Source organism: Nostoc sp. (genome assembly GCF_036919895.1).
Taxonomy (GTDB): Bacteria; Cyanobacteriota; Cyanobacteriia; order Cyanobacteriales; family Nostocaceae; genus Nostoc.
In genome coordinates this window covers 15160-37301 of record NZ_JBALBW010000048.1, presented here as the reverse complement: position 1 = coordinate 37301, position 22142 = coordinate 15160, and the positions used below count along the sequence as shown (strand labels likewise).

15 protein-coding genes are annotated in these 22142 nt (G+C 42.0%); 3 read left to right on the top strand and 12 right to left on the bottom strand.

Translation table 11 applies throughout. The annotated features are described in order from the left end of the window. Positions 1-33 precede the first annotated feature (33 nt). The 8 genes from V7K55_RS08385 to V7K55_RS08350 form a co-directional block, all read right to left on the bottom strand. Positions 34-2250, bottom strand: coding sequence for a putative baseplate assembly protein (locus V7K55_RS08385; RefSeq protein ID WP_334830069.1), 2217 nt, complete (start codon positions 2248-2250; stop codon positions 34-36). Between the two features lie 86 nt (positions 2251-2336). Further along, complete coding sequence (locus V7K55_RS08380; protein WP_094330621.1) at positions 2337-2750, bottom strand: GPW/gp25 family protein; 414 nt, start codon at positions 2748-2750, stop codon at positions 2337-2339. 339 nt (positions 2751-3089) lie between these two features. Continuing rightward, positions 3090-3587: a PAAR domain-containing protein gene (locus V7K55_RS08375; protein WP_334830066.1), complete on the bottom strand. Its 498-nt coding sequence runs from the start codon at positions 3585-3587 to the stop codon at positions 3090-3092. Between the two features lie 115 nt (positions 3588-3702). Continuing rightward, positions 3703-5436: a VgrG-related protein gene (locus V7K55_RS08370; RefSeq protein WP_334830064.1), complete on the bottom strand. Its 1734-nt coding sequence runs from the start codon at positions 5434-5436 to the stop codon at positions 3703-3705. Between the two features lie 74 nt (positions 5437-5510). Then, positions 5511-6074 (bottom strand): CIS tube protein, encoded by a 564-nt coding sequence (locus V7K55_RS08365; RefSeq protein WP_334830062.1) that lies wholly within the window; start codon positions 6072-6074, stop codon positions 5511-5513. A gap of 37 nt (positions 6075-6111) precedes the next feature. Next, positions 6112-9489, bottom strand: a complete 3378-nt coding sequence (locus V7K55_RS08360; RefSeq protein WP_334830060.1) for a hypothetical protein — start codon at positions 9487-9489, stop codon at positions 6112-6114. Between the two features lie 23 nt (positions 9490-9512). Continuing rightward, on the bottom strand, positions 9513-10037 hold the full coding sequence (locus V7K55_RS08355; protein WP_334830058.1) for a phage tail protein: 525 nt from the start codon (positions 10035-10037) through the stop codon (positions 9513-9515). Then, positions 10037-10276: a hypothetical protein gene (locus V7K55_RS08350; RefSeq protein ID WP_334830056.1), complete on the bottom strand. Its 240-nt coding sequence runs from the start codon at positions 10274-10276 to the stop codon at positions 10037-10039. The genes V7K55_RS08355 and V7K55_RS08350 overlap by 1 nt, the downstream gene beginning before the upstream one ends. Positions 10277-10470: 194 nt before the next feature. On the opposite strand from V7K55_RS08350, the gene V7K55_RS08345 reads away from it, so the two are divergent. The 3 genes from V7K55_RS08345 (at position 10471) to V7K55_RS08335 (ending at position 17829) form a co-directional block, all read left to right on the top strand. After that, a complete protein-coding gene (locus V7K55_RS08345; RefSeq protein WP_334830054.1) occupies positions 10471-12192 on the top strand; it encodes an eCIS core domain-containing protein in 1722 nt (573 codons plus the stop codon). Between the two features lie 554 nt (positions 12193-12746). Continuing rightward, positions 12747-17393 carry an eCIS core domain-containing protein gene (locus tag V7K55_RS08340; protein WP_334830052.1) on the top strand — a complete coding sequence of 1549 codons (4647 nt, stop codon included), beginning with the start codon at positions 12747-12749 and terminating at the stop codon, positions 17391-17393. Positions 17394-17415: 22 nt separating this feature from the next. Further along, on the top strand, positions 17416-17829 hold the full coding sequence (locus tag V7K55_RS08335) for a hypothetical protein (RefSeq protein ID WP_334830050.1): 414 nt from the start codon (positions 17416-17418) through the stop codon (positions 17827-17829). Between the two features lie 38 nt (positions 17830-17867). Here V7K55_RS08335 and V7K55_RS08330 read toward each other — a convergent pair whose 3' ends face one another. The 4 genes from V7K55_RS08330 to V7K55_RS08310 all read right to left on the bottom strand — a co-directional run bounded on the left by V7K55_RS08330 (position 17868) and on the right by V7K55_RS08310 (position 22094). Further along, on the bottom strand, positions 17868-17960 hold the full coding sequence (locus V7K55_RS08330) for a type II toxin-antitoxin system YoeB family toxin (protein WP_442949074.1): 93 nt from the start codon (positions 17958-17960) through the stop codon (positions 17868-17870). Between the two features lie 655 nt (positions 17961-18615). Continuing rightward, positions 18616-19269: an FHA domain-containing protein gene (locus tag V7K55_RS08320; RefSeq protein WP_334830049.1), complete on the bottom strand. Its 654-nt coding sequence runs from the start codon at positions 19267-19269 to the stop codon at positions 18616-18618. Beyond that, a complete protein-coding gene (locus tag V7K55_RS08315) occupies positions 19247-21379 on the bottom strand; it encodes a substrate-binding domain-containing protein (RefSeq protein WP_334830048.1) in 2133 nt (710 codons plus the stop codon). Before V7K55_RS08315 ends, V7K55_RS08320 begins: the two co-directional genes overlap by 23 nt. Before the next feature lie 34 nt (positions 21380-21413). Further along, complete coding sequence (locus V7K55_RS08310; protein ID WP_334830047.1) at positions 21414-22094, bottom strand: response regulator transcription factor; 681 nt, start codon at positions 22092-22094, stop codon at positions 21414-21416. Positions 22095-22142: the final 48 nt, after the last annotated feature.

Sequence of the window (22142 nt, the reverse complement as noted above, 5' to 3'; positions counted from 1 at the left end):
GGGATTGGGGATTGGGGATTGGGGATTGGGGAATTACGAATTACGAATTATTTGAATGTCGTGATTTGAACGTAGATTTGTATCAGCCCAAGAACATATCAAACCTTCTGAGCCTGGGTCAATTAGTTGTTCTGGTGATGGTTGTCGTCGCCAATTTTCTCCTTGCTTGCGGATGGGAAACAGCAGAACGGGGCCTAAATGACGCACGCCTGGGGTTTGTTGCAGTAATGCGACAATATCTGATGTATAAACTGGTCGCCCAAATGGCCAACCTTTGCCGTCCATTCCTCCAGTTAAGGGATTTAAATATTTATACAGTGATCGCCTTAAATTACGACGAATTTCTTCGCTGGCAAAAGGATTGTTGTATGCTGGCTCTAAAGCAACTTCTGTCTGTACCGAAACACCTACGTAATTCGGCTCTTGTAATTCTATTTGTACCCCTAATAAGCGTCTTTCATCTAAGTAACTCAAAATTTGCTCTTGCAGGGCATTACTGAGGGCAAATTCTTCTGGTGTCATGCCATCGCCTTGAGCGATCGCATCTGTGTTTGCGAATGGAACTACAAGTAAACTAACTATACCAGCTTGTCTACGAGAATTTGCTGGCAAACACCGGACGCGGGCGATCGCACCAGCACCCGCCTGTTGAGTCAAAACTTCAAAATCTTCAGCAGTGACGGCGCGATCGCGCGTGCGGAGGATGCGGGGAGCCTTCATCACAGCCTGTTCCAGCGATTCGGCATCCGCCCCATTGATTGCTGGTACGCGATTGACCACACTAGCAATGTATGGATACGCAGACTTCAAAAACTGGATTGCCCCAGTTTGCACATTGCCTTCTCTACCGCCACCTGTGCGATAAGTAACCATTTTAATCTCTGAGCCACGGGGAGGAATCGCCCCATACTGGTGTTCAGATTGGTTATTTTCCAGAACTTGTACAGATGTGTCATCTAATGATGGTTGCTGAATTCGCGTTGGCGGAGCCTGCCGTAGGCTTCGCACCTGGGTATGCTGTTTAAGTTGGCTAGGTTCCCGAATCAGTGGCCCAAACTGGATTGTACCAGTGATAGAATCGATGGTGTAATGGAAGTTATGCGGCCCAGAATCAGCAAAATCTCTTACCTCAGTCCACTTCTGAGGCAAACCACCACTGGGAGTAACTAGGATATACTCATTTTCTCGGCGTTCTAAAATTGGTGCTGTTTGTAACTGGAAACTCTGTCCGGGTGTACCATCACTAATTCCCAATCGCTCATCTAGAATCAGCGTACTATGACTAGCTCTAACAGTACCGCCAATTGACTGCACTGCTAAACCAATAATTCGTGGCGGACGATTATAACCAGATTCATTTTCTTTACTAATAAAGCTACAGCGCAACCAGCGACCTCGGTAAGAGGTAAAATTAGCCACAGGCCAAACTTGAGGTAAATGCAAACGTACCTCTGCACCTTGAGACGGGTTTCCCCCCTGTTGAGCCATTTCATAAAAACTAAAACCGCGAGTTTTATCGTCTGACTCTTGTAATAAAACTGCTTGCCAATTTTCCCCATCCCAGGCTTCCCACTTGCGGGGCGGTTGATTGGGATTAATACCCGCAGGAGTAGCCGCAGCCCCTTGGAAAATAATTTCTAAAACATTAGCGTCTAAAGGATCATCAGAATTAATTGCTAAATAAAAGCAGTTCCCAGGCTGGGGTTCCTCTTCAAATATCGGTTGTTCATTACCTGTCCAGTAACCGTTAGATTGACGAGTCCAGGAAGTTGTGACTCTTTCGCGCAGAGATTGGGGAATATCTTCGGTAGTTTGGGCAGTTAAGAAATGTTGGATGCGGGGTTTGCCGATAATTAGAGGAGAATCTGTGCTAAAAGTAATCGCTTCTGTAGTTTCAGTGCGGATAGTTGAGGCTTCCAATCCGGCTGGAATCGTGTAGGCTTCGGGTAGTGCAGCGCTTAAATAAAAAGTTAATTCCGTGCGGGCTGGGGCGGGTGGTTGGAGACGAATACCCAGTAATTCTAGGAAAGCGACATAATTTTTGCGAGGTACTTGGTTGAATCTGAGCAACATTTGGTCAGTTAACCAAGCAAATAACTCAATTAGCGTAATTCCTGGGTCGCTGAGATTGTGGTCTGTCCATTCTGGACAGTAGCGAGGAATACGCATAATACATTCTTCCACCAAATCATCGAAGGCGCGATCGTCTAAGTTGGAAGAAGGTAATTTCGGTAAAAAATCAAAGTTCATACCAATTTTAAAAAAGAATGTGACAGATACAAGCCTAGAAACCCAGATGAAATTTAACTTTCTGAATTTTTAATTTTTAATTGGTATCACGATTCCTCCCCAGCTGAAACCAAATAATAAGGATAAACAAAACTATAAATATCGGGGCCGTCTTTGAGCCGATAATTGATGATAATGTCCACTCTGCCACGCACAGGGTCAGGATCGGTGACAACTTCATCGATAGTAATGCGTGGTTCCCAAACTTCTAAAGCTTCCAAAACATAAAGACGGATTCGCAGTAAGGTTTCGCTATTTAAAGGTGCAAACGCCAGTTCTGACAAGCGCGAACCAAAGGTAGGTCGATAAACCCGCTCACCTACTCCCGTGCGGAGGATAATCCAAATAGATTCTTTAACTTTTTGATCTTCACGGCTAAGTTGTATCCCACCTTGCACACTTAAATGCAGTGGATAAGCCCAACCTGTTCCCAAATAGGCTCGTTCACGACCATAAACCATATCTGGCACTTAGACAGTTGTTACATGGATATCTTCAAAGATATCGGCACAGAGGGTTTAAGCCTATTCGCCAAAGGTCGAGGATGAAGAGAGGGGGCAGGGGGCAGGGGAATAAATTAAGCTTCATTAGGGACTTCCAAATAAAAAAATATTCCAAAACTGACGCAAAAATCCTCTTAATCTCTCCTCTCTCTGTGTTCTCTGCGTCTCTGTGGTTCGTTTTTTGGGATAATGTATTCCTTGGAAATCCCTTAATGAGTCTTTGAACTCCATTAATGAACCTCAGAGCTTCATTAATGACTCTTTTTTACTCGTGGACGCAGATTCCTTGCATTCCAATCAGCCGCCAATTAAAACAGTGGGATTACCTTTGATTATTTTATTCGGTGGCCCTAATGCTTCTATAATAGTGTCGCCCATCCGAGAAGCAGGTAGATTGTTAATCAGCACAGTCTGACTACCATCAATTACAACCCCAGGGCCGTGAGGAGGTAAGGGTAAAGGTGTAGCGCAATTATGAATATCAGCACCAGCAGCAGCAGCAGCGATCGCACTACCCATAGTAGCTGCTGCTGTTGCCTTGGTAGTTTGTTCGGCAGCTAAAGCAGCAGGTGCGCCTGGTGTCCCAGCCGAGGCTAGAGTAGCAGCCTCAGCCGCTTTGATAGCTATATCAGAAGATGTTTTCGCGGACTGCAAACCTGGTACTGCGGCAGCAAGTACGCCCCGCCACGCAGGTAAAGACCCAATCAACACATTGGGACTACCCGGCCCTCCTGTTAAAACTGGGGGTAAAGGGTGCGCTACATTGTCAGTAATTCTTGCTGCTGGTCTACCCATGACAACCTCCTAATAGTGTCTTTAATCTCTTGTCTCTGTGGTTAGATAAATTACTTTTAAACCGCAGAGGCACAGAGAGCGCTGAGAAAGAACATAGAAAATTACGAATTACGAATTAATTAAGTCGAATCAACGCACCTTTGACCGTAATCGTCCCGGTGGCAGAAATGTCTATATTTCCAGCAGCATCTAATGACATATTACCTGTTGATTTCACTGAAACAGATTTAGCCATGTCGTCCATTTTGATTCTATGACCGCCTTTAGTTTCAATCTCTATACACCTTTGACTATCATTGAGATATATTTTATGACCGTCTTTAGTTTCTACGCGAATACCTGTTTTACTACTTCCTTTATCCTCTTCAACAAACTGTAGAACATGACCAACGCGAGTCTTAATGGTGCGTAATCTTACACCACCTGTAACCGAATCATTTACCTTTTCCGGTGGTGCATCCTTCCCGTTCCATACCCCGCCAATGACGTAGGGACGGTGAATATCACCATGTTCGAAACCTACCAAAACTTCATCGTTTACCTCTGGTAAACAGTCGAAACCTCTGTTTTGACCTGCTCCCACAGCGACAACTCTCGCCCAGTCACTTGTATGGTCTTCTGTGAGAGTGGGAAACTTGACTTTCACTCGGCCCATTTTCTCTGGGTCTTTATTATCAGTCACAATTCCCACTAATAAAGTCTCAGACGGCTGTAGACGTTTTTCTGGGGATAGAGTTGTGAATAAGCTACCAGAACGTAGTCCTCGGACGCTGAAATCAGTTTCATAAACGCGCTGACTGAAGAAATGGCGGGTTTCTGTAACATAATATTTACCACTATAGCGATCGCCCATACCCTCAAGATTAATAACCCGTCCCGGACGAATCTCAGGATTACCCTCTGACTTGGCATCTGCATAAACAAATTCTCCCCCTAGTTCATCACATAAAGCCTGAGCCATCGTCTCTGCTTGTTTTTTACTGGCAACAGGTTTATCTACGACAATCATTTTGGGAGACTTAAGATTAGAAAAGGCATTACTAGTACTACTTCCTAGCTTATTACCTGTCTCGGTTATTTGCTTTTCTTTCTTGGCTGTTCCACTAATCAATTGTTTCTGGGTATAGTCCCAGGCGCGTACTTCTACAGAACTTATCTGTTCAGCACTGGTAACGCGAGTACTAAACTTATTAATATCAACTAGCCATTTTAGTGATAAAGATTCCTGACTATCTGGTTTGCAAAAATTGAGTTCTTCCTTTCTAATAAATAACTCAAAACCAATGCGAGCAGCCCTTTCTCGCAAAAACTCCATATTAGTTTGATTTTCTTGGAATACATACTTATGAACTTCACCAGTTGCCTCTATGTTACCAGGTTTTATACCTACTTCTTTAATTATTTGCTTGACTATATCGCTATCAGTTTTATTTAAAAAAGAGCGATTGTAACGACCTCTATGGAGACGATGAGAAATATCATAACCTCGAACAATAATATCAGCTTCAGATTTTTCATTGAAGTGAACTTCCATTGCTGTAATTTCGCCCTCAATCAGGAATTCTTCTACCTCCTCCTGAAAATTATTATCTAGAGTAGTACTCGAAGTAAAACCCAATTTAACTTTGTTCCCAATCTTAAACAACTTGTCATGTCGCCAAGCCTTGTTTTCTGGTCGGTCAGATGCAGGAATATAGCTGTTATGGATTACTAGCGTAAACATTGCTGGTAAATGAAGGCTTTCTTCAATTGTAATTTGCAACAAATCCTTCATTAATTCAGGAGAAGCTGGTTTTCCATCTATCTGTATTTTAGGTTCGCTTAAATAAAGGCTTTTTTTAGGAGGCATAACTATTATTCTACGACTTATGAAATTTTCAGTTCCGCCTTTAATGACAAAATAAATATTAATTCATCACTTTATTAATTTGTCTTACTCAACTTTTTACCCTTTTGATCTCCCTTACGAGCGTCGCCTTTAGAGGCAGATTCACGTCCTCCAGGAAGGTTATTCTTATCTACTTCTTGCAAGGCTATATCTACCAGCGCCCTGACTGGTGTACCATCACTTAAAAACATATTTAAAGTGTAGGTTAAACTCGTGATTACACAATAGAAATATTCATTTCCCCATGTAAATATGTAAACAGGCGGGCGTTTATCAGTTGCTTTGCTAATAGTTTCTACACCTTTTTTAATCTTATCTATATATTTTTTCATCACCGACTCTTTCGTTTCATAAGTATCATAAAGTAACTGTTTGAGTGTAAATTTGTAAGGTTCAACACCAGAAAAGTTTACTTTTGGAAGTAGAGTAGTTCCTCTATTACCATCCTTGCTTTCCCATTTAACAGTTCGAGCGAAACTAATATCTGTAGGATTAAACATTAATTCAATATCTGGCGCTTCACCGTTATAAGCTACAAGTTTGGCTTTCTCAAGTTGCGGTTGACGCTTTTGAATAACAATAATTGCTGGACTTGCCATTTGAATATTCTCCAAAAATTAATTATTTGATGGGAATTTACCAAGGTAATCTACCTGAGTAACCGCCATGACGTTCACGCTCAATTTCTATCCGTTGTCGTAATCTGCTATAAACTTCACGAGCTAGAGCTTCAAGATCAACCGTATCATCTTTATCATCTTCTTGAGAAAATGAGGATGCGCTCTCTATAGTCTCAGTTACCGGTTGTATTTCTCTAGATATATCGGGTGGAATAACTTCTCCACCATTAGCAAAGCCTCTAAATGAAGGAAGGTGTTTAGCAAAAACTTGTGGCGATTCTGAAACATGAGAAAATTCATAATTTTGACTGTTAGATTCTCCATCCTTAAAGTTAAAGTTAGTAAACTCATCATTATTTACATTTAGTAAATCTTCAACACTTGACCATTGAGAAGGTGTATTTGACCATTGAGAGGGTGTATTATTTGTAGAATTTGCTTTTCGGAAAATCAGGGGAGGCGATGAGTATTGAGGTGAAGATTCACCGACATCTATTGTTTCATTTTGAAGAGGATGAAGCTGTGGAGAATTGAGAATCGAAAGTTTCTTTTGATTAATATTCAACCCCAAGGAAGAAGGAATTAAAGAATTGGATATCTGAGGTGAATCAGTCTCAGTGCTTTTTAGCTGTAATGAAGTGTCTGAAAAAGAATCGACTTTAGTCGGAGTTTCTGGAGAAATTGTCTCTTCTGGTTCTGTAGAATTGGGTGTCTGTAAACTTGGAAGAATAATATCGTGCGGTATTCCACCAGTGTTGATGTGATGTAGTAGGGGTAAATTCTTCTGTGCATCCCTGGTATTAATGACAAACTCCCCAGGCGTAAGCATTGCTGGTACTGTATCTGAGGGTGCTATGTGCTGGCGATTTTCAACGGGGGAATCTGTAACATGACCACCAGTAGCATAACCTTTAGGTGTGGGTTTTTGTGCGATCGCATTTCGCTCAACTTTCGGTGCTGTGCTTACCTCATCTTGTGGATAAATTGGGTTTTCTAGAATATCTGGATTATCCCAGGTTAATATTTCAGGATTTTCTGATTCTACTGTTTCAATAATTTTTCTAAAAATACTTGCTTCTCCAACAATTTCAGGTGAAGTGGCGCTAACTACCGATGCTTCAATAATTTCAGGTAAACTGGCGCTAACTATCGATGCTTGAATAATTTCAGGTGAAGTAGCGGTAATTGTTGGTGCTTCAATAATTTCAGGTAAACTGGCGCTAACTACCGATGCTTGAATAATTTCAGGTGAAGTGGCGGTAATTGTTGGTGCTTCAATAATTTCAGGTAAACTGGCGCTAGCTACTGGTACTTCACTAATCTCAGGTGAAGTGGCGATAATTGTTGGTGCTTCATTAATCTCAAGTGAACTTACTGGTACTTCAATAATTTCAGGCGAAGTGGCGGTGATTATTGGTGCTTGAATAATTTCAGGTAAACTGGCGCTAACTACTGGTGCTTCACTAATTTTAGGTGAACTGGCGCTAGCTACTAGTACTTCACTAATCTCAGGTGATGTGGCGATAATTGTTGGTGTTTCATTAATCTCAGGTGAACTAGCACTAACTACCGATGCTTGAATAATTTCAGGTGATGTGGCGATAATTGTTGGTGCTTCATCAATCTCAGACAATGCTAATATGGGGTTATTTTCTGTAAACTCGCTGGTAATATCCTCATCACGTTGTAGTGAAGTCACATTTGCTGAGACATTAACAGCCATACCAGACTGTGACTCTGAAGTTATTAACTCTTCATTATTATCAGAGTTGCTGAATAAACTAGTTGTGTCTTCAATATAAGCTGAAGTAGGTATTAACTCAACAGGCGCACTGGCTAGAAATTCACTTGTAACACTCAAATCAATTTCCTGACTTTTGCCGGTATCTGGAAAACCTTTGTTGTACAACGAGAGAGGCTTTAAATTCTCTCCATATCCTTGTAAGGAAGTAGGCTGGAAGCTTAGATTTTGCGTTAGATTTTCTACATCCTGTGAAAAATCAGGATTAAGTTCTTGTTTTACTGCAATTGGTTTGTTTACAAATGAAGGTTTAGAATTAGATTGCAATTCTACAGTGTTTTCATCATCTGCCAAAGGGAAAATTAATGTGGAATTACTATTAACATCAGGTGAAGTCAGTGCTGACGGTAAAGTTAAATAATTTTCAACTACAGCGTTATCTGTAACAAAATCATTTGGGTTGATTTTTAATATTAAGTCTGTTTCAATAACTTGACTTGCCTCAAAATTACTATTTATATTTGTTAATCCTTTTTCTTGTAATGGCGAGATTAAAGTTGGTAAATTCTCTTTTGATTGGATTAAATTTGTTTGAGTAGCACTAATTTTAGTGTCAACTATAGAAGAAACTTGATGTGCTTCAATATCTTGTTGTGAAGGCGTTGGACTGACTGAACTATCTAAAACATTAGCTGAGTCTGATGCTTCGTTGATTATTGTTTGATTATTATTGAGAAACTTATTAGACGGAGTAAATATTTTTTCTACATTATTCGTCAAAGGAAATTCTAGAGGCGAATTTTCGACCAATTCACTTGTATTCTTATCTAAGTTAATCTTTTCTTGTAATGGTAAAATGCTTTCTGTTACAGGCAACTCTACACTGGGTGAGCTAGATGGAAATTCAGAAGTTGGGTGCAGATTATTGCTAAGAGTATTCCTGAATAAAGTCGATATATCCTCAATTAAAGATGGAGTACTTCCCGTTGTAACAGTAACAGAATCATTATTGTTTCTGGTGTTCTCTGAAGCACTATCCAGTTGTAAGTTTGGGGCTTCTAAGTTAGCTTCAATCGATGGAGATTCCTCGCCATTAATAGTAAGATTATTTTCATTAATAAATTGCTCAATATTTTTAGCCGCCGATGATGTAATAGACTTTTTAGCTCTAGGTTTTGATTTTGACTTTTTTGCTGCTGGCTGTTGAGGTTTATTTGTTTTTTTTGATTTAGATTTACTTTTGATATTTAATTCTTGAGAGGTGTTGTTACTCGTATTTTTTTCAATGCGAGTCGGTAGTATTGCTGGGATACTGTCTTTTACTGATTTATTACTATTAATAGTAGTATTCTCTAGTGGATCTATTGAATCATAAGAATCAAACTCAATTACGGAAAACTCACTATTTATATCATCAGCATCCCAGCGATCCCAACCTATTAATGGTTGAATCGATGGCTCATACTGACGAGACAAGAAAAATTTAGCGGATGTGACTAATGGTGGTTTAGTTTGTATTGTACTGATAAAATTACTTCGTGAATGCAAAGAATTAGATTCTTTCTTCAAACTCATTCTCTGAGGATTCGACAAAGGTGATATCACCCCAAGGGGATGAATATTGTTTCCTAATGAAGATTGAATAATTTGCATAGTTATTGTTGAATAGTAGCCAATTAATTAGAAACGAAATATCCGGTTTTTTGATTTCGTTGTACAGAAGTGCCTCCTCCTGTAGACCTTGCTATTTGTAAACCTTCATAAGCTAAAGTTAATTCTTCAATTGCAACTGCTTTTCCATCTGCTTGGAGTGCAGGTGTTTTCCAGGTTATGGGAATAGCACCAATCAAAGTCCAACTCATCATCGTTTCACCAGCTTGGTTAAAAATCAGAATATTGACATTACGTCGAGATGTTTTCTTTTGTTCATCAAAAACTGCATTCATCCAGTTCCAAAAACCTGGATGATCGGTAAATCCTCGTTTAAGAGTTATGTCTGCAAATTCTGTATGACCTAAATAAATTCTTTGCTGGTCGTTGACACCACCTTCCTGAAAAACATTTTTCTTAATTTGAACACTTAATCCTGTACATTCAGCGAAAGATGCAGCAATAGAACTGTCTATTTCTACATAGAACCTATTAGTAGTGACATAATTTAATTCGTGAGTAATGTTGCCGTTATTAGCGCCTGTAGCCATTACAACCACCTTTGAGAATTATAACTACCTACCCTTTCGCGCTGCGATCGCAAGTCTTCTAGCAAAAGTTTATACACGTGTTCTGTAAGCTGGTTCATCAGCCGTGAGTCGTTGAGATATTTAGTTGCAGTTTTAGCCGCCTTGCTTGCATCAGATGCGGTCGAAACCCCGGCGTATCCAGCAGTACCGCCAACATCTCCATCGAAGGTGAAAAAAGTTTGTTGCTGTTTTGAGTCCATAAATAAAAAACCTCTCCTAGAATCCAGGCTAAAGGTACTGCATCAGAATCAAAAGTAGCCAAAAGTCGAACTTAGTTTTTGCCTAGATTTAAACTTTTGAGGAATTGTGTAGAAAATGCGATCGCAGTACTCTAGATGTTGGTAACAGCAAAATAATATTTATCTAGCTACTGCTTGGGCAACAGGATAAGAAAATGAGAGAATATGTCAGCCGGAAAAAACAAACTAGTACAGGCTTCTCAATCCCATCCCTGAAACACCCGACACGCGGCTTTGGTTTGGAGTCATCGGCAATTTCACGCCAAGCGGTTCCTGAAATACAACCACTCGATAAACCAGTTACTCACGATATCAGTCGCATACCACTGCGTAGGCAAGCAAAACTCTCAATTAGCCAGCCGGGAGACATTTACGAACAGGAAGCTGATAGCGTCGCACAGCAAGTAATGCAAAGAATGGCGCAACCTGTAAATCGCCAGTCTATCCAACGAGAAGCATTGCCAGAGGATGAGGAAGAATTGCAGATGAAACCTCTGGACAGTAGCACACTGCAACGGCAAGAAGTGCCAGAGGAAGAGGAAGAATTACAGATGAAATCTCTGGACAGTAGCATACTGCAACGAGAAGCATTGCCAGAGGATGAGGAAGAATTGCAGATGAAACCGATGGTGCAGCGTCAGGCTGAGGCTGGGATGGCTGCTGCACCTGACCTGGAAGCGTCCATTAGCCAAGCAAGGGGTGGTGGACAAGCGATGGCAGACAATATCCGCGAACCGATGGAACAGGCGTTTGGCGCTGATTTTAGTGGGGTGAAGGTTCACACAGATGGTCAGTCTGACCAGTTGAATCGGTCAATTCAGGCGCGGGCTTTTACAACAGGACAGGATGTGTTCTTTCGTTCGGGTGAATATAATCCTGGGAGTCGCGGAGGACAGGAGTTGTTGGCGCATGAGTTGACCCATGTAGTGCAGCAAAATGGGGGGGCTGTGCAGCGTGCTGGCTCTGTCATTCAGAGGCTGATTGGCGCTGGCACCCTGCCTGGCCAACAAGTTACGCTTCCGGGTGTTGCTGACTCGCTAGGAGCCGCCGCCAAGAAAAGTGCCCTCTACATCAATACGGAAACGAGAACAGGGAACCAAGGAACGGCAAGATCCAGTCAATTAGGGGTCAATAATCAGGGAAATCTGTATATCCAATCTAATTTCGACGAGGGGCAGGGCCCGGCTAGCCTAGAAACGTGGTCGGAAATGACGCAGACGGGTGGAGGCTATGTAAAGCGCGTACGCATTACAAGACAGGGGCAAGTGGTGATGGACAGAGTGATGAACGAAAGGGCAGGCACCGCATTGCAAATTGCATTAGCTGCTGACAGAAATCCGAGGGGATTGGCAGGCGATGAGCGTTATAACTCGGTACACGGCGTGGCTGCGGCAGATGCAGATGGCTTAAATATTGACGGAAATTCGGAGCGCACCGCAGATAATCTCACCAAGGTGGTAGGAGAAGGCGCACGCTTCGGATGGCTGGCAGAGGGCTTATCAACCGGCATCATTGGCAATGATTCGGATAACGTTCTGAATATACAGGTTTCCATCCCGCAAGAAGGAACATTTACAATGAATCCCACCTTTCAAGAGTTGTGGGGCGCTTGGGACTCGGCTTTCAACAGGTCGTATATGAAAGACAAAAATACAGCTAAGACGATTTTGAAACAACGTCTGATGGCTGGATGGAGAACGCCAAGAGATAATGATGTTCCCGGCGCTGCTCCCCTTCAAAGTGGCGCAAGCGCAACGGGCCAGGTCACATCGCTATCTCGTAAAGCCGGCAATATTGCCCTCATGCCCGCCGGGGAAGGTATCGATGGCGCGGGAATTGTATCCGATCTGCGTATGACATGGGTCAGTGACCATTAATCCTAGCACTACATTGTCAAATTCACTTGTACAGATCGGCCGGATTTCTTATGCTCTGACACATGACAGATTAAACCAGAGACACCTTGTCCACCTGCGAGGGCATAATATCATTATGCCCCTACATTAATCCCACAGATATCGTAGTGCGATCGCCTGATCTTGTAGAGTACAAAAACGTGCGTGCGATCGCTTTGTTAGTTTAATCCTCAAAAATAGTCCAATTATTTAATGCAGAAGTTGCTACAGACTGCGCGAAACACCGAAACGTGAGGGCAGAAGTTACTACAGCGAAGACGGAAGTTGCTACAGATGCGATCGCATCTCTTTTAAGTTGAGTAAATGAACATCAAATTGTCAAATTCTCAGAATTTACCCACCCTACACCTCTTGAACTGCGATCGCTGTTGTCGGGTGTGTTAACTAATTAATCAACTTCCCGAAAATTTAGACTTTGGGTGAATTGCTGGATAAGTGCGATCGCAGTAATCTAGATGTATGTTGGTATTAACAAAATATTCGCCCCCTTACTGCTCGGTCATCAGGAGAAAAAAATGGGAGAACACGTAGGACAGCACAAAAAAGCTACTACAGGCTCCTTTTCAATACCTACACTCAAGCAACCAACACGTGGTTTTGGTTTAAATCTTGGTGCTTCGTCCCAAGTAGCTACTGAGGTACAGCTTAAAAAACCTCTAGGGCACGACATTAGCCGAATATCATTACGCTCACAAACAAAACTCACAGTTAACCAGCCGGGAGATGTTTATGAGCAGGAAGCTGATAAAGTAGCCCAGCAGGTGATGCAGAGGCAATCTATCCAACGGGAAGCTTTGCCGGAGGAAGATGAAGAATTACAAATGAAATCCCTTTCCAATGCCAATATTCCCTCACTACAACGGGAAGCTTTGCCAGAGGAAGATGAAGAATTACAAATGAAGTCTCTTTCCAATGCCAATATTCCCTCACTGCAACGGGAAGCTTTGCCAGAGGAAGATGAAGAATTACAAATGAAGTCCCTTTCCAATGCCAATATTCCCTCACTGCAACGGGAAGCTTTGCCAGAGGAAGATGAAGAATTACAAATGAAGCCTCAAGCAGTTGGGATGCAATTCCTAAACAAACCTCTCACCCACGACATTAGTCGAATGTCACTGCGTCTACAAACAAAACTTACAGTTAACCAGCCTGGAGACGTTTACGAGCAGGAGGCTGATAAAGTAGCGCAACAGGTGATGCAAAGGCAGTCTATCCAACGGGAAGCATTGCCAGAGGAAGAGGAAGAATTACAAATGAAATCCGTGGCGGGTTCCATTACTCCTGTCGTGCAACGTAAGGGTGGTGGAATAGCAGCCACTTCCGACTTGGAAACCTCAATCCAAAAAGAACGGGGAAGTGGACAACCACTCGCTGATGATGTCCGACAACCAATGGAGCAGGCGTTTGGTACTAACTTTGGTGGTGTCAAAATACACACAGATAGCCAGTCTGACCAACTTAACCAATCTATTCAAGCGCGGGCTTTCACCACTGGACAAGATATCTTCTTCCGTCAAGGAGAATATGCTCCTGAGAGTCACGGAGGGAAGGAATTACTAGCCCATGAATTAACTCACGTTGTACAGCAGACGGGCAAAGTTCAACCGAAATCCAATACGTTCCTAGAGAGAAAAGAAAATAAACTACAAACCAAAGTAGACTCCGCTCAGTCATCTGTAGAAGCAAAAATACAACTGAAAGAGAATCCTCAAGGACAGCCAACGACTCAGGGTAGTTTACCCGTCACTAAGGCTGATGTAGCATCCCCAACGGGAGATTTCAAATCGGGAGGAATGCAAGACAAACCCAATTCCCCATCAGCAGCACCCCTGGTAAGTGCTGGTAGCGCTACTGGTGCGCCATCAGGAGGAACAGGAAGTGGGGCAACGGTGGGGGGAAGTAACGGTACAGCCGATGTAGCCGCCAGTAGCAGCGCTTCTTTAGAAAAAGACCCAGAATTCCAGGCGGTAGTTAATCAGGCAAAGGTCATAGCGGAGAACAAGAAAAAACACGACCCAGCCCAGGCAGAATCAAAAGAAGCTCAAGATGCGGCTGAACCTCCCAGCAATGAAGTGGAGAGCAAGGCAAAAGATAAGCAAGTCCAGGAAATGAACCAGCAGCAATCAGGGGCTTTTAATGCGGCTGCGTTTAAAGCAGCACTGATGCAAAAAATTGCTGCTGTTATTCCTAACAACGAGAAAGACGCGGAGAAATTCAAAGAGAGCAATAAAATTGATTCTGTGAAACAGGATATGTCCTCACAGGTCAACCAGGAGCAAGAACAAGCAGCTGGCCCGATTGAAAATAAAATCAAGGAAGCGCCAAATACAAGCGGTATTGAACCCAAGCCAGTAACTCCATTGCAGCAGCCGAAAGCTGACTCATCACCAACAAATATCGATGCAGAAAAGGCAGCCCCAAAGCCCAAGCCAGAATCGGAAGTATCTCAACCTCTAAAGGCAAATAGCCAAGAACTTGACCAGCAGATGGCTGAGGCTCGTGTTACTGAAGAACAACTAGGAAAGTCCAATGAGCCACAGTTTCAGGAGGCTATTGGCGCAAAAAAAGAAGCTCAAGTCCATGCCGTTGAAGCCCCAAAAGCATATCGTCAAGACGAACAAGCAACTATCAATAAAGGTCAAGCTCAAGCGCAGGCTACCAGCCAAAGCCAGCTAGAGGGAATGCACGGTCAACGGGAACAACTCTTGGCTCAGGTAATGGGCGTTCAAGGCCAAACCCAGAGTAAGGATACTCAGGAACGGGCTAAAATCGCCAGTGAAGTTAATGGCATCTATGAAAATACCAAAAAAGCAGTTGAAACTGTCCTTGACGGTATAGATGGAGATGTCACCAGTAAATTTGATGCGGGTGCAGTAACCGCCAAGCAGAAATTTGAGACTCATGTTGGTCAAAAAATGGATGCCTGGAACCAGCAGCGCTATGGCGAGTGGTACGATGTTACGGGCTGGGATGAGCGAATTAGTGATGCTTGGCATGGCTTACCGCCAGAGGTGAATCAATTCTTTGTGGATGGGCGACAGTTGTATCTTGATTCGATGGATGTCACCCTAACCGAGATTGCAAAATTCGTCGCTCAAAAACTGAATGAAGCTAAACAGAAGATTTCTGATGGTCAGCAGAAAATTCATGAGTATGTTGCTGGTTTGCCGGAAAATCTCAGAAAAGTAGGACAGGAAGCAGCACAGAACATTCAGGGTAAGTTTGATCAGTTAGAAGAGAGCATTAACAGTAAGCAAGATCAGTTAATTGACTCTCTGGCACAGAAATATAGCGAAAATCTCCAACAAATCGATGCAGAAATCGAGAAGAAGAAGGAAGAAAATCGTGGTCTGAAAGATAAGGCTAAAGATGCGATCGCAGGAACCATCCAGACTATCATCCAATTGAAGGATATGCTGATGGGAGTGTTGGCAAAAGCCGCAGGTGCGATCGACAAGATTATTTTAGACCCCATCGCTTTCTTGGGGAATCTAGTTGCTGGCATTAAGCAAGGTTTTGATAAATTTGCAGGGAATATTGAAAACCATCTCAAAAAGGGACTCATTGGCTGGCTGACGGGTGCAATGGCAGGGGCAGGGATTCAAATGCCAGAAAACTTTGATCTCAAGGGCATTTTTAGCCTAGTGATGCAGGTTCTAGGACTGGTTTATGACGGCATCAAGTCACGAGTTATCAAGGCATTGGGCAAGAACGGCGAGAAGATATTCACCGCCTTAGAAACCAGCTTTGAGATGTTTGTCATCTTGAAGAATGAAGGAATAGCAGGTCTGTGGCAGTTCATCCAAGATAAGATTGGAGACTTGAAAGTGATGGTGATGGACACCATCCAGACGTTCGTTATCGAAAATGTGATTAAAGCAGGGGTGATATGGGTTGTAAGTTTATTAAACCCAGCTTCAGCCTTCGTGAAAGCGTGCAAGGCAATTTATGACATCATCATGTTCTTTATTGAACGTGGTAGTCAGATTGTCGAATTGGTTAATGCTGTAACTGATTCGGTTAGTGCGATCGCATCTGGTGCGATCGGTGGCGCAGCTGCTTTAATTGAGAATGCACTAGGCACGGCGCTACCAGTGGTCATCAGTTTTATGGCAAGTCTGTTGGGCTTGGGCGGCATCAGCGAGAAGATAGGAGAAATTATTCAGAAGGTACGTCAGCCGATTGATAAAGCGATCGATTGGTTGATTGCTAAGGCTGTACAGTTTGCGAAGAAACTGGGCTTTGGTAAGGATAAGGATAATAAGGAAGAAGACCCGGAACACGATTCCAAGGTGGCGAAAGGGCTGAAGCAAATTGATGATGAGGAAGCTCTGTACACCAAAAATAGTGGCAAGATAACACGTAAAGATGCAGAGAAAGTCGCAGCCAAGGTAAAGAGTGAAAACCCGATATTTGAGTCAATTACGGTGATTGACGGGGGCGATACCTGGGATTATAAGTATGTTGCCAGTGAAGGAAAGAAGAAGGGAGAAGAAAAAACAAACGAGCAAGGGACAGACGAAAATAATGTCAAGCAGCAGATATCTGACCTACAAACTCGTGCGTTAAAAGTTTCGGGTAAAATAGACCACTTGCCTGATAATAATACTTCCAAATTGGATTTGAAATTTCAATTAAAGGAGATCCAAGACAACCTCGAAACCGCCAAACAATTAAGTAAAGAGCTTCAGACTTCTTCTGATTCTGACCACACTAGCTTAGAACAACTGGTGAAAGAAGAAAGAGCTAAGTTAACTAAACTCGAAGAATCTCTGGAAAAAGATAAAGATAGCGAGAAGTCGCCTGCTCAAAAAGTTAAGGAGATTTTAGATTCAGGGAAAGCCCAGCATATACTACCTGCAAGTTATAGTGGTGGTAAACATTGGAAGGGCAGTTCAGAAAAACAGCGTCGTGAAAACAGCATGAACAAAGGCCCTGGACAATTCCTATGCTCAATGACTTCTGATCAGGTCAAGCAGTTGGAGAAGGATACTTTACTTACAGGTAGACTTGAAGATAAAAGTCAAGCAACTTACCATGCATATAAGACGTATGGCGAAGCAATCGGTTACGCTAATGGAGATATGGCTCACGAGCTTCGTGCAGAGTTGACTGCTGCCGAAAGTGACAGACCAGCAATTCACTCTCATCCGCATAGCTAGTTAGCAAGAGAAGAGGCAATTCATGTATACAAAAATAGTTCCACTCAAAATACCTGGGAGTTGGGCTGTTATCTATAATTCTTTTGGAGATGAAGAACCGATAGTTCTTGATGGAGTCATTGTTAATAATGAATTTTATAAGCAGGACTTGCTATCAATTGAGCGTATCCAATACTCTGAAAAAGGTTGGGTTACATATCCAAATAGTTACATAGTGGATCTTGGCTGGTATCCTGACTCAGATCCGAAAGGTTCTTACCATTTCACATTGCTTCGAGGAAATTGGGACAATGTAGTGGTGCAATTCGAGTCAAAGGATCGGCAGAAGATTCGTGCTGTTATTGAAAGATGTTTTGCTTTGGTTATGCAAGGGGTTAAGGAGCAGGATATTTCGCGCTGGATTGAATTAGAATATCCATCTAGCCAGATTAACTAGTAATACTCCGGTACGCATTTATGCCAAAAATAAACCAATTATTCATAGTGATATCGACAAGCGAGAAAATCAATCTGAGTGTTTCCCACCCGATATACAAGCCGATGTTCTAACCCACATTCCGCACCCACAACTGTCACACCCCAAGGAAACGGATATATTTAGTACATAGGAACTAATTAGTGGGAGAATTGACTAGAATTTATTGGATCTAAATAGAAATCATTACTATTAACTGAGATATATAGTCAAAAAACTTGGACTTTGTACAAAATCTTGGTTCTTAGGTTATTTTGATGGAAAACTTGGTTCAAAATCATTGACAGCTTTATCCTCTTTATCCTCAATGACTATAAAAAGACAAAAAACTGGTTTGAATCAATAGCTTTCTAATCCCTTCAAATGGATCTTCCATTACAGCCGTAACCAGATCCAAAATTTTCGATGCTTTCTGAAAATCTTGCTTAAACTACCAAGCTAAATCTTCTTTGAATTTAGAACTAAAACCAGGACTGCGATTAACAACAACTGGCTTAATTTCACCAGTTTCAGCTTTGTTTTTCTTCTTTTTGCTCAATCCCTAACTCCTGCTGAAGTTCTGCGATCGCTAGCCAAAATCGAAGGGTAGTTGATAACCCATCAACTATAGCGTTTCCTAATCAGATGAAGTACATCATAGCCCCCTCCCCGCAAGCGATGAGGGGGTTGGGGGTGGGGTTCCTGTACCTCACTCAACTGAGAACCGCTATACCCATAAAATTTGACAGATTTTAACTAATCATTTTGCTACACAACATACACCGTAAAATTCACTAGATTGTCTTGACCAAATCGCAGTGAATCTCCATTAAGAAGGCGATATTGCATCCCAGGAGTTAAAGAATTGTTGTTTAAATAAATACCATTTGTACTCATGTCAACAATCATGTATGCATTTTGCGACCAGTCCCAATCGACTCGTGCGTGACGACGAGAGACTATTCCCTCACTGGGGATACCGGTCAAGTCAATTTCGGGTGGCGCTATTCCTGGACTCTGACTGCGGCGACCAATATAACCTCCTTCCCCAACAAGGTGAAATTCTCTACCGGTGCTATGAATCAGCTTTAAGGCTGGCGCTCTTTGAGGCGGAGGGGTATAAACTGGGGGTGTTGGTTGATAAGCAACCCGTGGCTGATAGACTGTTGAATAATCAACGGGGGCTTGTTGAGGAGGTTGGTAGTTAGATTGGTCTGTTGCTGGCCGCTGATACTGAACAGGCGGAGGTTGGTTAGACGGTTGTTGACTAGGCTGTGGTTGAATCGGTGGTTGTGGTGTAGGGGAAACTACATTATTCACAGGGCCCACAGGAGTGGAACACCAGGGACAAACCTTAGCATTGTTAGGCAGGGCGCGGTTAAAATATTCGCAACTAGGATTAGGGCACCGATTTGCAGGCATAGGAATTTATATCATCAGGCATAGGTTGTAAAGCTACAAGACCTACTTTACTAAGTAAACACTGACCCTGACGAGTGGTTAGCATCTGGGCAAATGTAGAACCACCAGGCAGGCGGTTGCTGTCTTTAGGGTACACTACAAAAATAGGGTATCCCAGGGGGTAGCTTTGGAAAGTTGTGACATCAACATAATAATCATCATGTTGACACAAGTCATCTGAGGGACTAATTGAGCGGCGATCGCGCCGTTGAAACAGAGGTTGAATTGCTGACTTTTTGCCATCTGCGATCGCTAGCGGATAGCCAGTACACTGACTCGAAGTTTTACTGATAATGCCAAAACTGATAATACCAGTGATTCGCCCCTCTAAAGTCTCACTACGTATCAGGTTTTGGGTTTTTGTTGTATCAAGTTTAGTAACTTTCGCTGCAAATAAAGCTTCGTCTTGAGGGACATTTTTGAGAACTATTTCTTTAAATTTACTGATTGCTTCTGGTTCAGTTGGAGCAAAAGGTTTCACAGTCAGATTTGGAAGTTTGGGACTAATTTGTTGCCAATTGGTAATTTTACCTGTGTAAATTTGACGCAATTGCTCAATATTTATTTGCCCACCCAAAGCATTAGCAAGATTTGAGTCTCTTTTATTAAATGCTACAAAAACAAGTAATCCATCATAAGCAACTTGTTTTTTAGTAAGTTTATCTGTGATGTTGTCTGCCAAACTAGTAATTGCAAAATCTTTTTTGTTTGTTTGGACTTCTTCAATACTTTTAATCGGATTATTTATATTGGATGACAAAACAGATTCATAGTTAAATGTTGCTGTTGCATCTGGCTTTGGTCTGGTCAATAAATCTCCTAAACGACTGTTGTCTACCGATTGCGTCAAAACAAAGCTCCATGTACTGTCTTTTTCTCCTGTATAAGCAAATTGTCCAGAAGGAACGTTGGGGACTTCAGAGAAATTCCGCACAAGTCTAGACCAGAGTATATATTGATTAGGATTATCTGTTTTCTTGACCAAAAGCCAATACAAAATTCCTCCACCGAGTAGTAATAAAGCCAGTATTCCTAGTAGAATGAAAGGCATTGGCAAACGCTTTTCTATTACTTGAGAATCTGGCGATCGCACTGAACTTTTACCATTATCTTCTTTGGGAAGTTGCAGCAGTGCTTGACGAGCCGTTTCCGCATTCTCGAAAGGAGTTTCTAGACCAATGAGGCGATAAATAAACTGCTTTAAATGGCTATCGGTATCTGGCCATTGTTGATTATCTCTAGGGTCGAGAGGCTGATTGGATAAAAAATTAATTGTTCTTCCTGCCCATAAATAAAAGGCTAGCAACCCTAACGATTCTAAATCTTGCTCAGGTCTGGCGGGTGCGGGTTGAGTAATAATAGGTGGAATAAATAAGTTTTCCCAGATAGCTAAATCGCAAAAGTATATAGAGAACTTTTGATTATTTTCTACTTTAATTAAAGTACTATCTAAATTAATGTTGCCGTGAGTTATACCCAGTTGTGTTTGATTTGAAGGAAAACGCAGCTTTTGGGTGTGCAGAAACTGGAGAGTTTGTAAACCTTGATTTAGTACCTCACGCACATCAAGAGATGTCATTGCTCCCTTTTCTATGAGATACTTACCTAAAGTTTGGGATGACTCTATTCCTTGAGCAATCAGATAGCAGCGTTCTCCTTTTTCATCTGCGATCGCTTCTTTAGTTTCTACAAGACGGAAGTTTTGAACTCGACTATCGGCTAAACTTACCCCACCCACCCGTTTAAAAGTATCTTTACGCTTTTGAGTCTCACTTTCATTAAAAGAACGATTGGGTAGGAGGTATTCTTTGATGATGACAGGTTGTTTGTCCTTGAGTTGGATACCTGAGTATAAGCGGCCTAAACCCCGCACACCAATAAAACTAGCTATTTGATAAGTCCCCTGATTTCCTTTAATCTCAGCCTCCTGTGGTAAAGTTGCCGGAAAACCACATTCCAAGCAAAACTTAGCCCCCTTGATTTGCTGCGCCGTTTGGAAAGGGCGATCGCAATTTAAGGGAGAATTATACGAACAGGGGTATTCTTGATAAAAAGATTCAAATAAAGGCATATAACCAATTCAAAATTCAAAACTCAAAATTATATCAAGCGTGAACTAATCCTAACTTGAGGGCAGCCACAATAGCTTGAGTCCGGCTAGTAACCTTCAATTTTTCAAAAATACTGGTGAGATGCGCCTTAACAGTAGCAACTGTTACATATAAATGTTTAGCGATTTCTTCATTAGAAGCACCTTGAGTTAACCAGTATAAAACCTCTTGCTCTCTTTCGGTTAAATGCACTTCATGACATGCTTTTAGACAAGAATCTGAGTAAGCCTGAAAAAACCGGAAAAATCGACTAGCAACTTCTGAAGGTAGATAAATTTCCCCTCCTGTAACAGTCTCAATAGCCTCACACAATTGTGTTGCCACACGATTTTTAAACACATAACCTGCGGCTCCCGCCTGCATTGCTCTAAAAATCCAGTCGTCTTCTTGATGAGCCGACAACACTAAAATCTTGCCAGTGTAAGCAGTTTCCTTAAGACGTGCTAAAACTGTAATCCCATGACATCCCTTCAATTGCATATCCAGCAAAATTAAATCTGGACACTTTTGGGCTGTAAACTTTAAAACCTGTTCCACAGAATCTGCATCACCGATAACTTCTACAGGTAAGGCAGAATTAATACTATAGAAATTTAGAAGAGTACGTAATCCTTGGCGGAACCGTTCTTCATCATCTACCAGCAAAACTGAAAGTTTCTTATTATCATTATTCATCTTTGTTAATTACAAATTACGTTAGCGTAGCGGTAGCGACACAGGAGT

Excerpts from the sequence above, each read along its gene's own strand:
- V7K55_RS08380 (WP_094330621.1), bottom strand. The coding sequence starts at position 2,750 with ATGGTTTATGGTCGTGAACGAGCCTATTTGGGAACAGGTTGGGCTTAT.
- V7K55_RS08350 (WP_334830056.1), bottom strand. The coding sequence starts at position 10,276 with ATGGACTCAAAACAGCAACAAACTTTTTTCACCTTCGATGGAGATGTT.
- V7K55_RS08310 (WP_334830047.1), bottom strand. The coding sequence starts at position 22,094 with ATGAATAATGATAATAAGAAACTTTCAGTTTTGCTGGTAGATGATGAA.
- V7K55_RS08355 (WP_334830058.1), bottom strand. The coding sequence starts at position 10,037 with ATGGCTACAGGCGCTAATAACGGCAACATTACTCACGAATTAAATTAT.
- V7K55_RS08340 (WP_334830052.1), top strand. The coding sequence starts at position 12,747 with ATGGGAGAACACGTAGGACAGCACAAAAAAGCTACTACAGGCTCCTTT.
- V7K55_RS08335 (WP_334830050.1), top strand. The coding sequence starts at position 17,416 with ATGTATACAAAAATAGTTCCACTCAAAATACCTGGGAGTTGGGCTGTT.
- V7K55_RS08345 (WP_334830054.1), top strand. The coding sequence starts at position 10,471 with ATGAGAGAATATGTCAGCCGGAAAAAACAAACTAGTACAGGCTTCTCA.
- V7K55_RS08315 (WP_334830048.1), bottom strand. The coding sequence starts at position 21,379 with ATGCCTTTATTTGAATCTTTTTATCAAGAATACCCCTGTTCGTATAAT.
- V7K55_RS08375 (WP_334830066.1), bottom strand. The coding sequence starts at position 3,587 with ATGGGTAGACCAGCAGCAAGAATTACTGACAATGTAGCGCACCCTTTA.
- V7K55_RS08320 (WP_334830049.1), bottom strand. The coding sequence starts at position 19,269 with ATGCCTGCAAATCGGTGCCCTAATCCTAGTTGCGAATATTTTAACCGC.
- V7K55_RS08370 (WP_334830064.1), bottom strand. The coding sequence starts at position 5,436 with ATGCCTCCTAAAAAAAGCCTTTATTTAAGCGAACCTAAAATACAGATA.
- V7K55_RS08365 (WP_334830062.1), bottom strand. The coding sequence starts at position 6,074 with ATGGCAAGTCCAGCAATTATTGTTATTCAAAAGCGTCAACCGCAACTT.
- V7K55_RS08360 (WP_334830060.1), bottom strand. The coding sequence starts at position 9,489 with ATGCAAATTATTCAATCTTCATTAGGAAACAATATTCATCCCCTTGGG.
- V7K55_RS08385 (WP_334830069.1), bottom strand. The coding sequence starts at position 2,250 with ATGAACTTTGATTTTTTACCGAAATTACCTTCTTCCAACTTAGACGAT.